At 69.9% G+C, this 14,546-nt stretch carries 11 protein-coding genes; 5 read left to right on the top strand and 6 right to left on the bottom strand.

Going from position 1 to position 14,546, the window contains the following annotated elements; translation table 11 throughout:
* Positions 1 to 538: 538 nt before the first annotated feature.
* From KY498_RS11480 to KY498_RS11505, 6 genes are all read right to left on the bottom strand, one after another.
* On the bottom strand, positions 539 to 2,068 hold the full coding sequence (locus tag KY498_RS11480) for a multicopper oxidase family protein (protein ID WP_113680074.1): 1,530 nt from the start codon (positions 2,066 to 2,068) through the stop codon (positions 539 to 541).
* Entirely contained in the window at positions 2,061 to 4,682 is a 2,622-nt protein-coding gene (locus KY498_RS11485) for a heavy metal translocating P-type ATPase (protein ID WP_056518808.1), read from the bottom strand. The genes KY498_RS11480 and KY498_RS11485 overlap by 8 nt, the downstream gene beginning before the upstream one ends.
* Positions 4,679 to 7,132, bottom strand: coding sequence for a phosphoketolase (locus KY498_RS11490; protein ID WP_191009304.1), 2,454 nt, complete (start codon positions 7,130 to 7,132; stop codon positions 4,679 to 4,681). The genes KY498_RS11485 and KY498_RS11490 overlap by 4 nt, the downstream gene beginning before the upstream one ends.
* A 58-nt stretch (positions 7,133 to 7,190) precedes the next feature.
* Positions 7,191 to 8,051: a F510_1955 family glycosylhydrolase gene (locus tag KY498_RS11495; protein ID WP_060959933.1), complete on the bottom strand. Its 861-nt coding sequence runs from the start codon at positions 8,049 to 8,051 to the stop codon at positions 7,191 to 7,193.
* A 117-nt stretch (positions 8,052 to 8,168) separates the two neighbouring features.
* Complete coding sequence (locus KY498_RS11500) at positions 8,169 to 8,783, bottom strand: DUF305 domain-containing protein (RefSeq protein WP_056207384.1); 615 nt, start codon at positions 8,781 to 8,783, stop codon at positions 8,169 to 8,171.
* A 100-nt stretch (positions 8,784 to 8,883) separates the two neighbouring features.
* Positions 8,884 to 9,354, bottom strand: a complete 471-nt coding sequence (locus KY498_RS11505) for a DUF6153 family protein (protein WP_036286051.1) — start codon at positions 9,352 to 9,354, stop codon at positions 8,884 to 8,886.
* A 164-nt stretch (positions 9,355 to 9,518) separates the two neighbouring features.
* Here KY498_RS11505 and KY498_RS11510 point away from each other — a divergent pair, with 164 nt between their 5' ends.
* The 5 genes from KY498_RS11510 (at position 9,519) to ccsB (ending at position 14,536) form a co-directional block, all read left to right on the top strand.
* The gene (locus tag KY498_RS11510) at positions 9,519 to 9,974 is read left to right on the top strand and encodes a DUF6153 family protein (RefSeq protein WP_056207388.1); all 456 of its coding nucleotides are present in this window, start codon (positions 9,519 to 9,521) and stop codon (positions 9,972 to 9,974) included.
* Between the two features lie 394 nt (positions 9,975 to 10,368).
* Positions 10,369 to 11,040, top strand: coding sequence for a M23 family metallopeptidase (locus KY498_RS11515; RefSeq protein ID WP_005049595.1), 672 nt, complete (start codon positions 10,369 to 10,371; stop codon positions 11,038 to 11,040).
* Positions 11,040 to 11,930: a prolipoprotein diacylglyceryl transferase gene (gene lgt / locus KY498_RS11520; RefSeq protein WP_191009303.1), complete on the top strand. Its 891-nt coding sequence runs from the start codon at positions 11,040 to 11,042 to the stop codon at positions 11,928 to 11,930. Before KY498_RS11515 ends, lgt begins: the two co-directional genes overlap by 1 nt.
* Positions 11,908 to 13,554 (top strand): cytochrome c biogenesis protein ResB, encoded by a 1,647-nt coding sequence (locus KY498_RS11525; RefSeq protein WP_191009302.1) that lies wholly within the window; start codon positions 11,908 to 11,910, stop codon positions 13,552 to 13,554. The genes lgt and KY498_RS11525 overlap by 23 nt, the downstream gene beginning before the upstream one ends.
* On the top strand, positions 13,538 to 14,536 hold the full coding sequence (gene ccsB / locus KY498_RS11530) for a c-type cytochrome biogenesis protein CcsB (protein WP_191009301.1): 999 nt from the start codon (positions 13,538 to 13,540) through the stop codon (positions 14,534 to 14,536). The genes KY498_RS11525 and ccsB overlap by 17 nt, the downstream gene beginning before the upstream one ends.
* Positions 14,537 to 14,546 lie beyond the last annotated feature (10 nt).

Below are 14,546 nucleotides of genomic sequence, written 5' to 3' on the forward strand. Positions count from 1 at the left end.
AGGCGGGTCAGCCACGTGGGGTCGGCTTGGTCCATAAAGTTCTCAGCATCGCCAGCAGCGCCTTCCCGACCCTACGAACCTGCGGTCGCTGAAAGGACAATCGACGACCGCGGGGATCCGTTCCGCACCGCAAGAAGAGTCTTCACAAACACGTCGGGCGTCGCCGGGAATTCGGCCAGCTATTGACCGTTGCTGGTTCGGTTGGATCGCCTACGAGAGACTCGGCGGCACTTCCGGGTTCCGGATCGGCGCCGACACCTGGTCGGCTTCGCCCGCACCCGAACTGGACCAGCGCTATCACTCCGAGCACATCCGAATCAGCCACACACTAGTGAGATCGCCTTTCATGTAGGTTCCCGGTCAAGGTGGCGGAGAACTCGGGGATTCCACGCTAATTGGCAGCAGTTTCGTCAGCAGGATTCCGCGCGAAATGGCAGATCCCTACATAAGAGTAGGAAGTCCACTTAGACTTGACGTCCGCCGCCGCCGTCCGATCGCCCGCGCGATCATCCTCCCGTGCTGGGGATGAACGCGCGGTTCATGACTGGTATCCGAGCACCGTGGTCATGCCGGTCTCGGCGTGGTAGATGTTGTGGCAGTGCGCGACCCACTGGCCGGGGTTGTCGGCGTCGAAGTCGACTGTCAGGGTCTGGCCCGGGAGGATGATGGAGGTGTCCTTCCGGGGGCCGCCGTTCGCGTGCTGGTAGGTGTGGCCGTGCAGGTGGAACGGATGCCACATCTCGGTGTCATTGCGGATCCGCAACTGCACCCGCTCCCCCATACTGACCGCGTGCGCGTCCCGCAACGGGTCGTTCATGTCGAACCGGCGCCCATTGATCCCCCAGTCGTACGCCTCCATCCCCCCGGTCAGCGCGAGGTGCACGACCCGGTCGGGGGATGCCTGGTGCAGGGTGACGGAGGCGGTCGCGCTCAGTCCGGCAGCGGTGCCGACCCTGCCGGTGCCGAGCTCGGCGACGGGGACGTCGCTGGCCGGAGCCGTGCCAGCGGCGGTGCGAACGAGCGCGAACGCGCGATCCTGCTTGCCTTCCGCGTCGGCGACGACAGGGAACACCCCATCGTCCAGGGTGACCTGCAGGTCGTAGCGTTCGCCCATCCCGATCAGGACACTGTCGACCTCGACAGGATCCACCGGGAACCCGTCGGTGTGGGTGATCGTCAGGGTGTGGCCGCCGATCGCGAACCGGAACGCGGTGTCGCTGCCGGCGTTGATGACACGGATCCGCACCCGGGCACCAGGAGTGCCGGTGAATTGGGCGGGGTCGGCTTTGGGTTTGCCGTTGATGAGGTACTGCGGGTAGTAGACGTCGCCGGCGTCGCCGCCGAGCAGCTCGGAGGTGGCGCCCATCAGCAGGTTCCCCATCCGCATGAACATGTCGCCCATCCCGCCCATGTCTCCCATGCCCTTCGAGAGGTCGGTGAGGACCTGGTCCGGGGTGGCGGTGACGCCGTCGAGCCAGTCGTCGAGGATCAGCACCCATTCGTCGTCCCACGTCACCTTCTCGTCCGGGTCGTCGATGATGAGCGCACCGTAGAGGCCGTGGTCCAGTTGCGGGCCGACGTGGGGGTGGAACCAGTAGGTGCCCGGATGCGGGGTGACGAACTCGTATGCGAACTGTCCGCCCGGGGCGATGGGGGCTTGGGTTACCGGAGGGACCCCATCCATGTCGTTGCGGAGGGCGAGTCCGTGCCAGTGCACGGAGGTGTCCGCGTCGAGCTGGTTGCGGACGGTCGCTTTCAGCGTGTCGCCTGCGGTGAGCCGGATTACCGGGGCGGGGATACCTCCGAACGCCCAGGTGGCGGCGGCGGTACCGGCCAGGTCGAGCGTGGTGGGGGCGGCGGTGAGGTCGACGGTGGTGACTCGGCCGGTGCCGCCGCGGTTCTTCTCCGTGCCGGACACCGCTGCGCCGGTGGGTGTCACCCATTGCGGCGCGGGGGTGCAGGAGGCGAGCACGGCTGCCGCGACGGCGCCCAGTCCGAGTCCGAGCACACCTCGTCGGGTCAGCAGCATCGGGGAGGACGGTGTGGGAGAGAGCGGACGGTCAGGCATGTTCGGGCTCCTTCTGCATGGTCGTCGCAGCGGGCGCCTGGGCGGGCAGGCGGAGCCGCTTGAGGAGGAGGGCGTTGACGGCGACGATCACGGAGGAACCGGACATCGACAGGGCGGCGATCTCCGGGGACAGCATGATCCCGAACGCCGGATAGAACACGCCAGCGGCGATGGGGAGGGCGGCGGCGTTGTATCCGATGGCCCAGCCCAGGTTCTGCCGCATCTTTCGCAGTGTGCCCTTGCCGATCTTGAGTGCGATCGCAACATCGAGCGGGTCCGAGCGCATCAGGACCACGTCGGCGGTCTCGATGGCGACGTCGGTGCCGGCGCCGATCGCGATGCCGAGGTCGGCCTGGGCGAGGGCGGGGGCGTCGTTGACGCCGTCGCCGACCATCGCGACCTTCTTGCCCGTCTTCTGCAGCTCGGCGACCTTCGCGGACTTGTCCTCGGGGAGCACATCCGCGATCACGGTGTCGATGCCGAGGAGAGCGGCGATCCGGTCGGCGGTGGGCTTGTTGTCCCCGGTGAGCATTGCGACCTCGACGCCCTGCTCGTGGAGAGCGTCGATCGCGGTCTTTGCGGTGTCCCGGGGTGCGTCGGCGAGACCGATGATCCCGGCGACTTGCCCGTCCACGGCGAACAGGATCGCGGTGCGGCCGGACCCAGCCAGGTCCTGCTGAGCGGCCTGCACCCCGCTGATGTCGATCCCCTCCCCGGTGAGAAGGCGCGGGTTGCCGAGGACGACCTGTCGACCGTCGACGGTGGCGATCGCGCCCTGCCCGGTGACGTTTCGGAACGCGGTCGCGGTGCGACGGGGGATGTCGCGGGCGTCGGCGTAATTCACGATCGCTTTCGCCAGAGGATGCTCGGATTCCCGCTCCAACGCGACCGCGAGGGAGAGAGTCTCGAGCTCGTCGCCGCCGACGGGGATGTAGTCGGTGACCTCCGGCTCCCCCTTGGTGAGGGTGCCGGTCTTGTCGAACACGACCGTGTCGATGTGGGCGGCGGTTTCGATCCCGGAGGCGTTCTTGAACAACACGCCCCGTTTCGCGCCGAGCCCGGTGCCGACCATGATCGCCGTCGGGGTGGCGAGGCCGAGCGCGTCGGGGCAGGTGATGACGACGACGGTGATAGCGAACAGGATCGCCATCGGGATTGCAGCGCCGGCGAGCAGCCACACCAGGAAGGTGAGGGTGCCGCCGATCAGGGCGACCAGGACGAGCCAGAACGCTGCCCGGTCGGCGAGGCGCTGCCCGGGGGCTTTGGAGTTCTGCGCCTCCTGCACGAGCTTCACGATCTGCGCCAACGCCGTGTCCGAGCCGACTTTGGTGGCTGTGACGCGGAGGGTGCCGACGGTGTTCACGGTCGCTCCGATCACCTCCGACCCGGGCGCTTTGTCCACCGGCATGGACTCGCCGGTGACCATCGACTCGTCCACCTCGGACTCTCCGGATTCCACGACACCGTCGGTGGGGATCTTGGCCCCCGGCCGCACCAGCATCAGATCCCCCGGGACGACCTCGCTGGTGGGGATCTCGACCTCCTGCCCGTCACGGATCACGACCGCCTGCGAGGGTGCGAGCTCCAGGAGGGTGCGGATGGCGTCGTTCGCGCCGCCGCGGGCGCGCATCTCCACCCAATGCCCCAGCAGCACGAAGGTGGCAAGCACCGTGGCGGCTTCGTAGAACACTTCACCGCCGCCGGTGAGGGTGACCGCGAGGGAGTACAGCCAGCCGGCGCCGACACCGACTGCGACGAGCACCATCATGTCGAGGGTCTTCGCGCGCAGCGCCCGGTAGGCGCCGTCGAAGAAGATCCACGCCGAGTAGAAGATCACCGGCAGCGACAGGATCAGCATGAACACGTCATCGCGCAGCCCGAACGGTGCCGGCACCTCGAATCCGATCACCTCCCGCCCGATCGGAGACCACAGGGTGATCGGGATCGACAGGATCAGCGCGACCAGGAACCGGTTGCGCATGTCGCGGATCATCGCGTCCATCGACATCCCGCCGTGATGCCCACCGTGGCCCATCATCTCCTGCGCACTGTGACCCGACGCTGCACCATGATCGTGCCCACCCGCGGCCGCGGTGTGACCGGCGTGCTCGACGTGGTGGCCGGCATGCTCACCGTCATCCGCCGTCGCCGACGGGGCGTGCGTGTGGTCGTGGCCAGCGGCGTGGTCGTGGACGGGGTCGTCGTGATAGCCCGCAGGACCCTTATGGCCCGCGTGGCTGGCGTGACCCGTGGCATCCGTGTGGCCCTCGTGCGCGTCGTGACTCGCGTGCGGTTCCTGTGCGCCCTCAGCTGCGGGGCCGTGGTGGGCGCTGTGGTCGTGCGCACCCTCGTCGTGCGGGTCGTGCGCGGGGTCGCAGATATGGTCGGGGACGGACTGGCCGGCGCAGTGATACCCGCAGTCGATGACCCATTGCTGGAGGTGGGCGACCGAGGTGGTCTCGGGGTCGTAGGTGACGGTCGCGGTCTGTGAGACCGGGTTCGCGTCCACGGCGATCACTCCGGGTTGTCGGCTCAGGTGGGCTTCGGTGACGTTCTTGGAGGTCGCGCGGATCATGCCGCTGACCTGCAGGGTCACGGTTCTGGTGTCGCTCATTTCGGTTCCTTCCCGAGGGTGGGGTCGGTGGTGTCGGGGTGGGGCCATTGCCAGTCGGCGACGGCGGGGATGTCGGTGCCGTGCTCGCGGGTGTGGGCGCGGGCGTGCAGGCGGGCGTCCTGCAGCTCCTGCCGCAGGCCGGCGTGGCGGGCGGCGAGGCCCGGGACGTGGTCGAGGACGTCGATCGCGAGCCGGTACCGGTCGAGGTCGTTGAGCATGACCATGTCGAACGGGGTCGTGGTGGTGCCGCGCTCCTGGAAGCCGTGCACGTGCAGGTTCTGGTGCCCGGCGCGCTTGTAGGTGAGTCGGTGGATCAGCCACGGGTAGCCGTGGTAGGCGAAGATCACCGGCTTGTCGGGAGTGAAGATCGCATCGAACTCCCGGTCCGGGAGACCGTGCGGGTGCTGGTCCTCGGATTGCAGCCGGGTCAGGTCGACCACGTTCACCACCCGCACTCTCAGGTCGGGGATGTGCTCGCGCAGCAGCGCCGCCGCGGCGAGGGTCTCGAGGGTGGGGACGTCGCCGGCGGCGGCGAGCACCACATCCGGCTCGGTGCCTTCGGTTTCGGTGCCCGCCCACGGCAGGATCCCGAGCCCGCGGGTGCAGTGCTCGATCGCCTCGTCCATCGTCAGCCACTGCGGGGCGGGCTGCTTCCCGGCGACGACGACGTTGATGTACCCGGCCGAGCGCAGGCAGTGGTCGTAGGTGGACAGCAGCGTGTTCGCGTCGAACGGCAGGTAGACGCGGACGATGTCGGGGCTCTTGTTCAGGGCGAGGTCGATGAACCCGGGGTCCTGGTGAGAGAACCCGTTGTGGTCCTGCCGCCAGACGTGGCTGGAGAGCAGGTAGTTGAAGCTCGGGATCGGGTCCCGCCACGACACCTCCCGGGCCGCTTCGAGCCATTTGGCGTGCTGGTTGAACATCGAGTCGACGATGTGGGTGAACGCCTCGTAGCAGTTGAACAGCCCATGCCGGCCGGTAAGGACGTAGCCCTCGAGCCAGCCCTGGCACTGGTGCTCGCTGAGCACCTCCATCACCCGCCCAGTCGGGGCCAGGTGCTCGTCGACGGGCTCCACGGCCGCGTTCCACTGCTTGCCGGTGGCCTGGTAGACGGGTGGGGCGAGCCGGTTGGAGGCGGTCTCGTCCGGGCCGAAGATGCGGAAGTTGTCCGGGTTGTCCCGGATCACCCCCGCCAGCCACTCGCCCAGCACGCGGGTCGCTTCCCCGGTTCCCGCACCCCGCTCGGCCGGGTCGACCGGCTGCGCGTGCTTGTGGAAGTCCGGGAGCCGCAGCGGGACGGTGAGTTGTCCGCCGTTGCCGGCCGGGTTCGCGCTCATCCGCCGATCCCCGTCCGGGGCGATCGCGACCGTGGCCGGGCGGGGGGCGCCGGTCACGTCGAACAGCTCGTGCGGGCGGTAGGACGCCAGCCAGTCCTCGAGGATCCGCAGGTGCTCGGGATTGTCGCGGACCTCGGCGAGCGGCACCTGGTGTGCCCGCCAGGTGCCCTCCACCGGCAGACCGTCGATGATCTTCGGGCAGGTCCACCCCTTCGGGCTGCGCAGCACGATCGCCGGCCACGCCGGCCGCCCCTCCAGCGTCCCGGCCGCCGCGGCGGCCTTGATGTCCGCGATCTCATCCAGCACCGCATCCAGGACCGCCGCGAACGTCGCGTGGGACTCCTGCGGGGTCTCGCCATCGAAGCCGACCGTGACGACGTGGGGGTGATGGCCGTAGCCGCGCAGCAGCGCGACCAGCTCTTCCTCGGGGATGCGGGACAGCACGGTCGGGTTGGCGATCTTGTACCCGTTCAGATGCAGGATCGGCAGCACCACCCCGTCATGGGCGGGGTTGAGGAACTTGTTGCCGTGCCACGCGGTCGCCAGCGGCCCGGTCTCCGCCTCCCCGTCACCGATCACGCAGGCGACCAGCAGGTCGGGGTTGTCGAACGCGGCCCCGTAGGCGTGCACGAGGGAGTAGCCCAGCTCCCCGCCCTCGTTGATCGACCCGGGCGTTTCCGGGGACGCGTGCGAGGGGATCCCGCCCGGGAAGGAGAACTGCCGGAACAGCGCCCGCAGCCCCTCTTCGGTGCGGTCGATGCCCGGGTAGCGTTCGGTGTAGGTGCCGTCGAGGTAGGCGTTGGCGACCATGCCGGGTCCGCCGTGCCCGGGCCCGGTCACGTACAGGGTGTTCAGGTCGCGGTCGCGGATGGCGCGGTTCAGGTGGGCGTAGAGGAAGTTCAGGCCCGGGGTGGTGCCCCAATGCCCCAGCAGCCGCGGCTTGATGTCGTCCCGGCTGAGGCGGTGGCGCAGCAGCGGGTTACCCTGCAGGTAGATCTGCCCGATGCTCAGATAGTTCGCCGCCCGCCACCACGCATCCACCGCCGCCAACTGCTCGGCGGTGGCATCAGTGGTGCGGTGCGCCCACGCGGGGGGTGCCGGTGTGGGGGTCATGGTCGGTCTCCTTCCGATCCGCGACCGCTCGGGTCGCGCCAGGTGCGAATGACGGTGGTCATGGTGTTGCCGCCGGGATGAGAACGGTGGCGGTGGTGTCGCGGATCCAGACCACGCCGCGGTCATCGACCAGGACGATCGCACCGTCCCCGGTGACCCCGAGGGCTTGGACGGTTCCCGTGGTGGTGCCGACGTTCTCCCAGCCGGTGCCGACTAGGCGTCGCAACGTCCCGTCGGTGTCCACTCCGACCACCCCACCGGTTGGGTCGGTCTCCACCAGGTACAGCACTGGCGCGTCCGGCGCCGGGGTGAAGGTGGCGCCACCGTCGGTGCTGTGCTGCAGCCCGTCCTGGGTGGCGGCGTACAGGGTGCCGTCGGTCGCGGCGGCCAGGTCGACGGCGGGCAGCTCGGCACCGTCCGCCCAACTCTGCCCGCCGTCGCTGCTGGTGCGCAGCAGCAGCCGGGAGGATCCGATCCCGTACAGGGTGCCGTCGCCGGTGACGGTGAGGACGTGGAAGTCCTCTTCCCCGGTGAACGCGACCGGTTCCCACGAGGCGCCGGCGTCGAGGCTGCGGATGATGCCGAGGTTGGGGGCGCCGAGCTCCGCCGGGGTGGACGGGCCGGGGTGCCCGGACGCGTAGAGGGTGTCACCGGTAGCGGTCAGTCCCATCGCGTCCAGGTCGATGCCACCGACCGGGCCGGTGACGGTGCCGTCCTCGCCCAGCGTGTACAGGCCGGTGTGGGTGCCCAGCAGCACGGTGCTGTCACCGGCGTCGACGATGCCGTGCACATGCCCGAACCCGGCCGCGGTGCCCGCGGGGGCATCGGGCTCCGCAGGGGTGGTGCTGCAGCCCGTGAGCAGCAGCGCGACGGTGACGGTGGCCGTGATCGCCAGTCTGCGGGTGGTGGGAGAGATCATGAACGGAGGTCCTTTCCGTGCGGGTACGCCGGATACCGGTGACCGCACAGGGGTCGAGGGTGGGGCCTCGGACGGGACCGGCATCGGGAGCGCGGGTCCCGTCCGAGGGGTACCGGGTCAGAGGCTGGCGAGGATGTCCTGCATCGTGGTGATCTCGGCGGTCTGCCCGTCGATGATCTGCTGCGCGAGGGCGGCCACGTCCGGGTTCTGTCCGTCGGTGAGCACCGACTGCGCCATCGTCACGGCGCCCTGGTGGTGAGCGATCATGCCGTTCAGGAACAGGCGGGTCGCCTCGACCCCGGTCGCGGCATCCAGAGCGGCCATGTCGTCCTCCGACATCATCCCGCCGCCCATGTCCATGCCGTCCATCCCGGACATGGAGTCGTCGTACGGGACGCCCCACTCCTCCAGCCAGCCCTTCATGGTCTGGATCTCCGGGTCCTGTGCGGCCTTGATCTGCTCGGCGAGGGAGACGACTCGCTCGTCGATGCCGTCTTTCGCGAGGATCTGATCGGCCATCTCGATGGCCTGCTGGTGGTGCGGGATCATCATGGTCACGAACATCTCGTCCGCGGCGTTGAACGCGGCGGCGGACTGGGAGGGGGCGGTGCTGGTCATCCCCCCGGGTCCGTGGTCCATGCCGGGCATGGTGCCGTCGGTGGGGGCGCAGCCGGCGAGCACGAGCACGGTGGCCAGGGCGCCGGCGGTCAGCGTGAGAGTACGAAAACGCATCAGGGGTGTCCTTGTCTATTCAGTCGGTGAGGGTCTGATTCAGTGCCCGGGAGGGCAGGGTGCAGCATCCCCGGCAAGGGTCGCCGGGGTTCAGGCGGAATCAGGTGCGACTGATGGACAGGACAAGCAGTGAAGGCGGGCGGGGATGCGGCAATCCGACCAGCAGAGTCCGGGTATGGGAGCGCGAGCGGGCTACGGCGTATGTGAGAAGGGCACGGGACGTCGGGGCGAGCAGGACGATCACCGCGGCCAGCAGCGCCAGCACGCACACCATCATCAGCATCGAGTGATCCGGCATCCCCGCAGGGCTGCCGCACCCGTCCTGGCAATGCCCTCCAGCGCCCTCCGCCGCAGCTGCGGTCATCGGCGTATCGTCGGCGGCGGCTGGTGCGGAGCCGACCTGGCTGTGCGTGCTCATCGCGCTGGTCTCTGATGCCAGGGCGGGCTGGTGGGAACCGGTCAGGACGTGCATGGACAGCAGCCCGGTGATGATCGCCAGGGCGATCGGAGCGGCCAGCAGGAGCCGTCGCACCCCGGGGGTCAGACGCGCGTGCGAGCGAATCACGTTCACGACCGACCTCCTTCCCGTCCAGGGTAGCGGTGCCTTGCCTCCGCGACACGGTCAGAACACCACGCACGGGAGCGGGTGCCCCCTACCACTCAGCATATACCCATCCGGGGTATCCAGGATGGGTATCGCTTCGGGGATGGCTACCCGCCCGGGGTATGCTGGGCGTGATCGAGGAAGGGGCGTCGACGGTGAACCAGGTGGTGGCGCGACGGCGGGCACTCGGGTCCCGGCGTGCCCTGTGGTTCTACCTGGCCGCGGTGACCGCGATCATCGCGGGGCTGCTTGCGATGCATTCGCTGAGTCTGGAAGAGGACCAGGCGGGCACTGTCGTGTCCGCCTCCGCAGTCGTTGCGGCCCCCGATGCCGCCGCTGATGTCCTGGTCAGCGGGGTGGTGACGCCCTCGTGCGATGAGACGGTCTGCGGGACGTCTCATGCTTTCGCTGCCGTGACGTGTCTGCTCGCGTTGCTGACCCTGCTCATCCTGGTGCTCCCGGCCCGGGACGGGTGGATGTCGCTGCTGGCGTGGCTGCGATCCCTCCCCGGCAGGTCGAGCTCGTTCACGTCCGGGTCGCCTCTTCTGCGGCCCTCCCTGATCGTGCTGTCGATCAGCCGCACCTGATCAGCACCCCGCCCGCGCCCGCCGCCTGAGCCGCCGCCGGCGCGTGATGTCGCCGACGGTCCACGATGTGCGGCCCGCAGGCGAGCGCGACCCGTCTGCGGCAGCGCCATGGGTGATCCGATCCCGGATTCTCGCCGTGCACTCCGGGCCGCGGCTCCCGGTTGGACCGTGTGACGGCGACCGTGCGCACCTTCATCGTCCCCCTCATCCAGGAAAGTCTTGTATGCCCGAACCCGCCCCCTCCACCCCGACTCCCGGTACCGGAACGCGCCGTGCGGCGAGAGCCGCCCTGTCTTCCCCACCCGTCCAGACGCGACGCGATCGACGCCGTCGGCCCACCCGTGCCGCCCGGACACCTCGACACGCGCCGCGCCGCACGCTCACCCGATCCCGGATGCTCGCCGGCGCGGTGATGCTCCCGGTCGCGTCGATCGCCGGACTGCCGTTGCTGATCCCGTTGACGCCGGAGCCGGTGTTCGCCGTCGAGGCGACCCGCACCCCGGTGCGCGCCCAGTCGTTCACCACCCCCGACACCGTCACCGGGACGGTGATGGTGCGCGGGGACTACACGGTGGCGGTGACCGCCCCCGTCGGGACCGAGTCGTACGCGCACACCGCGGACACATTCACCAACGACCCGGCATCGGCGGTGCAGTGGCCGTTCACCGTGGGAGTGCCGATCAGCAGCACGTTCGGGTACCGCACCCCGCCATGCCCGTCCTGCTCAAATTTCCATGCCGGACTGGACATGACCCCCGGGATCGGCACCCCGATCCAGGCGATCGCCGACGGGGTGGTCACCACCGCGACGGAGCAGGGCGGCGCGTACGGGGTGTACGTGGTGATCCGGCACGAGATCGACGGGCAGGTCGTGGAAAGCGCGTACGCGCACATGCGGGAAGGGTCCCTCGCCCTGACCCCGGGACAGACCGTGCGGGTGGGGCAGATGGTCGGCCGGGTCGGGGACAGTGGACGCAGCTTCGGCGCACACCTGCACTTCGAGATCCGCACCGGAGGCGAAGCGGTGGACCCGCTGGCGTGGCTTCCGGCGAGGGTGAGGCCCTGATGGACGCACTCCTCATTGTGGCTCCGGCGCTGATCCCGAGCCCGGGGATCAGCTTCGTTCAGGTCGGTCCGTTCCAGATCCGGTTCTACGCGCTGGCGATCCTGGCCGGGATCGTGCTGGCGGTGCTGATCACCGGCCGTCGGCTGCGGGCGGTCGGGCACCCGGCCGGGGTCGTGGTGGATGTGGCGATGTGGGCGGTGCCGTTCGGGATCCTCGGCGCCCGGATCTACCATGTGCTCACCCATCCCGGCGACTACTTCTTCCCTGGCGCGGACCTGTGGCGGGTGCTCTACATCTGGGAAGGCGGGATCGCAATCTTCGGTGCGATCCTGGGCGGGCTGGTCGGGATTGTGATCGGCACCCGTCGCGCCGGGATCCCGGTGCTGCTGTTCCTGGACGCGCTCGCGCCGGGGATGCTGGTCGCCCAGGCGGTGGGACGGCTGGGGAACTACTTCAACCAGGAGCTGTTCGGCCCGCCCACCACCTTACCGTGGGGGCTGCAGATCGACCCCTCAGCCTCCGCGATCCCGCCGGGGACCCCGGCGGGGACCCTGTTTCATCCGCTGTTCCTGTACGAGCTGCTGTGGAACCTGGCCGGTGCCGCCGTGATCGTGCTGCTCGAGCAGCACCGCCGCCGGCACGGCCGGATCACGCTGGGCGCCGGGCGGAGTCTGGGCGTGTACCTGCTGTGGTACGGGGCGGGGCGGGCGGTGCTGGAGTCCATCCGGCTGGATCCCACCGAGCTGCTCGCCGGCGGGCTGAAAGCGAACGTGCTCACCGCCCTGGTGGCCGCCGTACTGGGGGTCGGGCTGCTCGCCCACGCCTCCTGGCGCGCCCGCCGCCGCGCACCCGTCCGGGGGAGGGGGGATGCGCGTGTCGATCCGCAATGAGCAGGCCCCGCAGCTGCCCGCCGATCACGTCGACCGGCCGGTGGAGGAGCGCACGAATCCGCGCCTGAGCGTGTCGGGGTGGGCGCGGTGGGCGTGGCGGCAGCTGACCAGCATGCGCACCGCCCTGGTGTTGTTGCTGCTGCTCGCGGTGGCCGCGATCCCCGGGTCGTTGATCCCGCAACGCTCCTCCGACCCGAACGGGGTGATCCAGTTCGACAAGACCAACCCGGGCTGGATGTGGGCGGTGGACCTGCTGCAGCTGCACGACGTGTTCGGGTCGGTGTGGTTCTCCGCGATCTACCTGCTGTTGTTCGCGTCGCTGATCGGCTGCGTCATCCCCCGCATCCGCCACCACCTGACCGCGCTGCTCGCCCCGCCCCCGGCCACCCCCCGCAACCTGTCCCGCCTGCCCGCCCACACCCGCCGCGTCCTCCCCGACACGCCCCCCGGTGCGGTCTTGGACGCGGCCGAGAAGGCGCTGCGTCGGCAGCGGTACCGCACCCGCCGGGTCCGCGGCGACGACGGACGGGACTCGGTCGCAGCCGAGCGCGGCTACCTGCGGGAGACCGGGAACCTGCTGTTCCACGTGGCGCTGCTGGCGGTGCTGGTCGTGGTCGGCGTCGGCGGCGGGTTCCGGTTCACCGGGCAGCGGGTGCTGGTGGAGGGGCAGACGTTCGCGTCCACCCGGATCGCGTACGACTCGTTCACCGCCGGCCGGTTCATCACTGACACGCAGATCCCGGCGTTCTCCCTCACCCTGGACCGGTTCCGCGTCGACTACGTCCTGGACAACGTCAACGCGCTCGGCATGCCGAAGACGTTCGACGCGCAGGTCACGACCACCACTGGCGGCACCCGGCAGGCCTCCAGCATCCGGGTCAACGAGCCGCTGCCGGTGGCTGGCACCGACATCTATCTGCTCGGCAACGGGTACGCCCCCACCCTCACCGTCCGAAACCCGGCCGGGAAGATCGTGTTCCGTGACACGGTCCCGTTCCTGCCGCAGGACGCGAATTTGACCAGCTTGGGCATCGTGAAGGTTCCCGACGGGCTGGCCGAGCAGGTCGGCCTGGTCGGGATGCTGTACCCCACCCGCGCGACCACCGCCTCTGGGGCGTTCGCGTCCAGCTACCCGGACCTGCTGGACCCGGTCGTCACCTTCAACGTGTACGTCGGCGACCTGGGCCTGAACACCGGGGTCCCGGTGTCGGTGTACGCACTGGACACCAGCACCCTCACCCAGATCGCCGGGCGGGGCACCCCCACCCCCGCCCTGCAGTTGGTCCCCGGCACCCCGGTTCCGCTGCCGGACGAGCTGGGCACGATCGAGCTCGGCCCGATCCCCCGATTCGCGTCGCTGGAGATCGCCGCCGACCCCACCCAAACCCCCACTCTGATCGCCGCGGTCGTCGCGATGGCCGGGTTGGCCCTGTCCCTGTTCGTGCCCCGCCGCCGCCTTTGGGTCCGCGCAACCACCGGCCGGGACGGCGGCACGGTGCTTGAGGTCGCCGGGCTCGCCCGCGGCGACGACCCCCGCCTGCAACCCACCGTCGACACCCTCGCCACCCGCCTCACCCCTTCCCCCGCACCCCTTCGAGGAGGCTCTGATGACCCCGTTCCTTGACGCCCTGTCCCTGCTGCTGGTGTACTCGGCGATCGCGATCTACGCCGCCGCATTCGTCGCCTACACCCTTCACCTCGCCCGCCGCGCCAGCACCCCTGCCGTCCCGGTCACCGTCCGGGTGCCGGTCACCGCCGGCGCCACCAGCACCACCGACCCGGACCTGGCAGGCACACCCACCGCCCCCGCCCCCAACACCGCACCCGGTGCCGCCGCTGCCCCGGGGGGCGGACGGGGGGCGGGGAAGGCGGCGCGGGTCGGGTTCGTGTTGACCGTGCTGGGCTGGGTGTTCCATCTTGCCGGGGTGGTGCTGCGCGGGGTCGCCGCGGACCGGGTGCCGTGGGCGAACATGTTCGAGTTCTCCCTCACCGGCACCGCCCTGATCATCGCCACCTTCCTGGCCGTGTCGCTGCGGGTGCGGCTGGCGTACCTGGGCAGCGCCGTGCTCGGGCTGACCGTGCTGCTGCTCGGCGTCGCGACGGTCAGCTTCTACGTCCCCGTCGTCCCCCTGATGCCCGCCCTGCAGTCCGGGTGGCTGGTCATCCACGTGCTGGTCGCGCTGCTGGCGACCGCGTTCTTCGGGCTCGCGTTCCTCGTCTCCCTCACCTACCTGCTCACCACCCGCCGCCGCGGCCTCCCCTCCCGGCTCACCCGGCTGCGGGACAGTCTGCCCGGGCCGGAGGATCTGGACCGACTCGCATACCGGCTGACGATCGTCGGGTTCATCCTGTGGACCTTCACCCTGATCGCCGGGGCGATCTGGGCCGGCCGCGCCTGGGGCAGGTTCTGGGGGTGGGACGTGAAAGAGGTGTGGACGTTCATCATCTGGGTGCTCTACGCCGGATACCTGCACGCCACCGCCACCCGCGGCTGGGCCGGCACCCGCGCCGCCTGGCTGTGCATCGTCGGCTTCGCCGCCGTGCTGTTCAACTTCGGCGTCGTCAACGTCTTCTTCACCGGGCTGCACTCCTACTCCGGACTGTGACCCGCCCCCT

It is taken from the genome of Microbacterium sp. PAMC21962 (assembly GCF_019443465.1).
Classification (GTDB): Bacteria; Actinomycetota; Actinomycetes; order Actinomycetales; family Microbacteriaceae; genus Microbacterium; species Microbacterium hominis.

Excerpts from the sequence above, each read along its gene's own strand:
- KY498_RS11480 (WP_113680074.1), bottom strand. The coding sequence starts at position 2,068 with ATGCCTGACCGTCCGCTCTCTCCCACACCGTCCTCCCCGATGCTGCTG.
- KY498_RS11495 (WP_060959933.1), bottom strand. The coding sequence starts at position 8,051 with ATGATCTCTCCCACCACCCGCAGACTGGCGATCACGGCCACCGTCACC.
- KY498_RS11500 (WP_056207384.1), bottom strand. The coding sequence starts at position 8,783 with ATGCGTTTTCGTACTCTCACGCTGACCGCCGGCGCCCTGGCCACCGTG.
- KY498_RS11515 (WP_005049595.1), top strand. The coding sequence starts at position 10,369 with ATGCTCGCCGGCGCGGTGATGCTCCCGGTCGCGTCGATCGCCGGACTG.
- KY498_RS11485 (WP_056518808.1), bottom strand. The coding sequence starts at position 4,682 with ATGAGCGACACCAGAACCGTGACCCTGCAGGTCAGCGGCATGATCCGC.
- KY498_RS11525 (WP_191009302.1), top strand. The coding sequence starts at position 11,908 with ATGCGCGTGTCGATCCGCAATGAGCAGGCCCCGCAGCTGCCCGCCGAT.
- lgt (WP_191009303.1), top strand. The coding sequence starts at position 11,040 with ATGGACGCACTCCTCATTGTGGCTCCGGCGCTGATCCCGAGCCCGGGG.
- KY498_RS11490 (WP_191009304.1), bottom strand. The coding sequence starts at position 7,132 with ATGACCCCCACACCGGCACCCCCCGCGTGGGCGCACCGCACCACTGAT.
- ccsB (WP_191009301.1), top strand. The coding sequence starts at position 13,538 with ATGACCCCGTTCCTTGACGCCCTGTCCCTGCTGCTGGTGTACTCGGCG.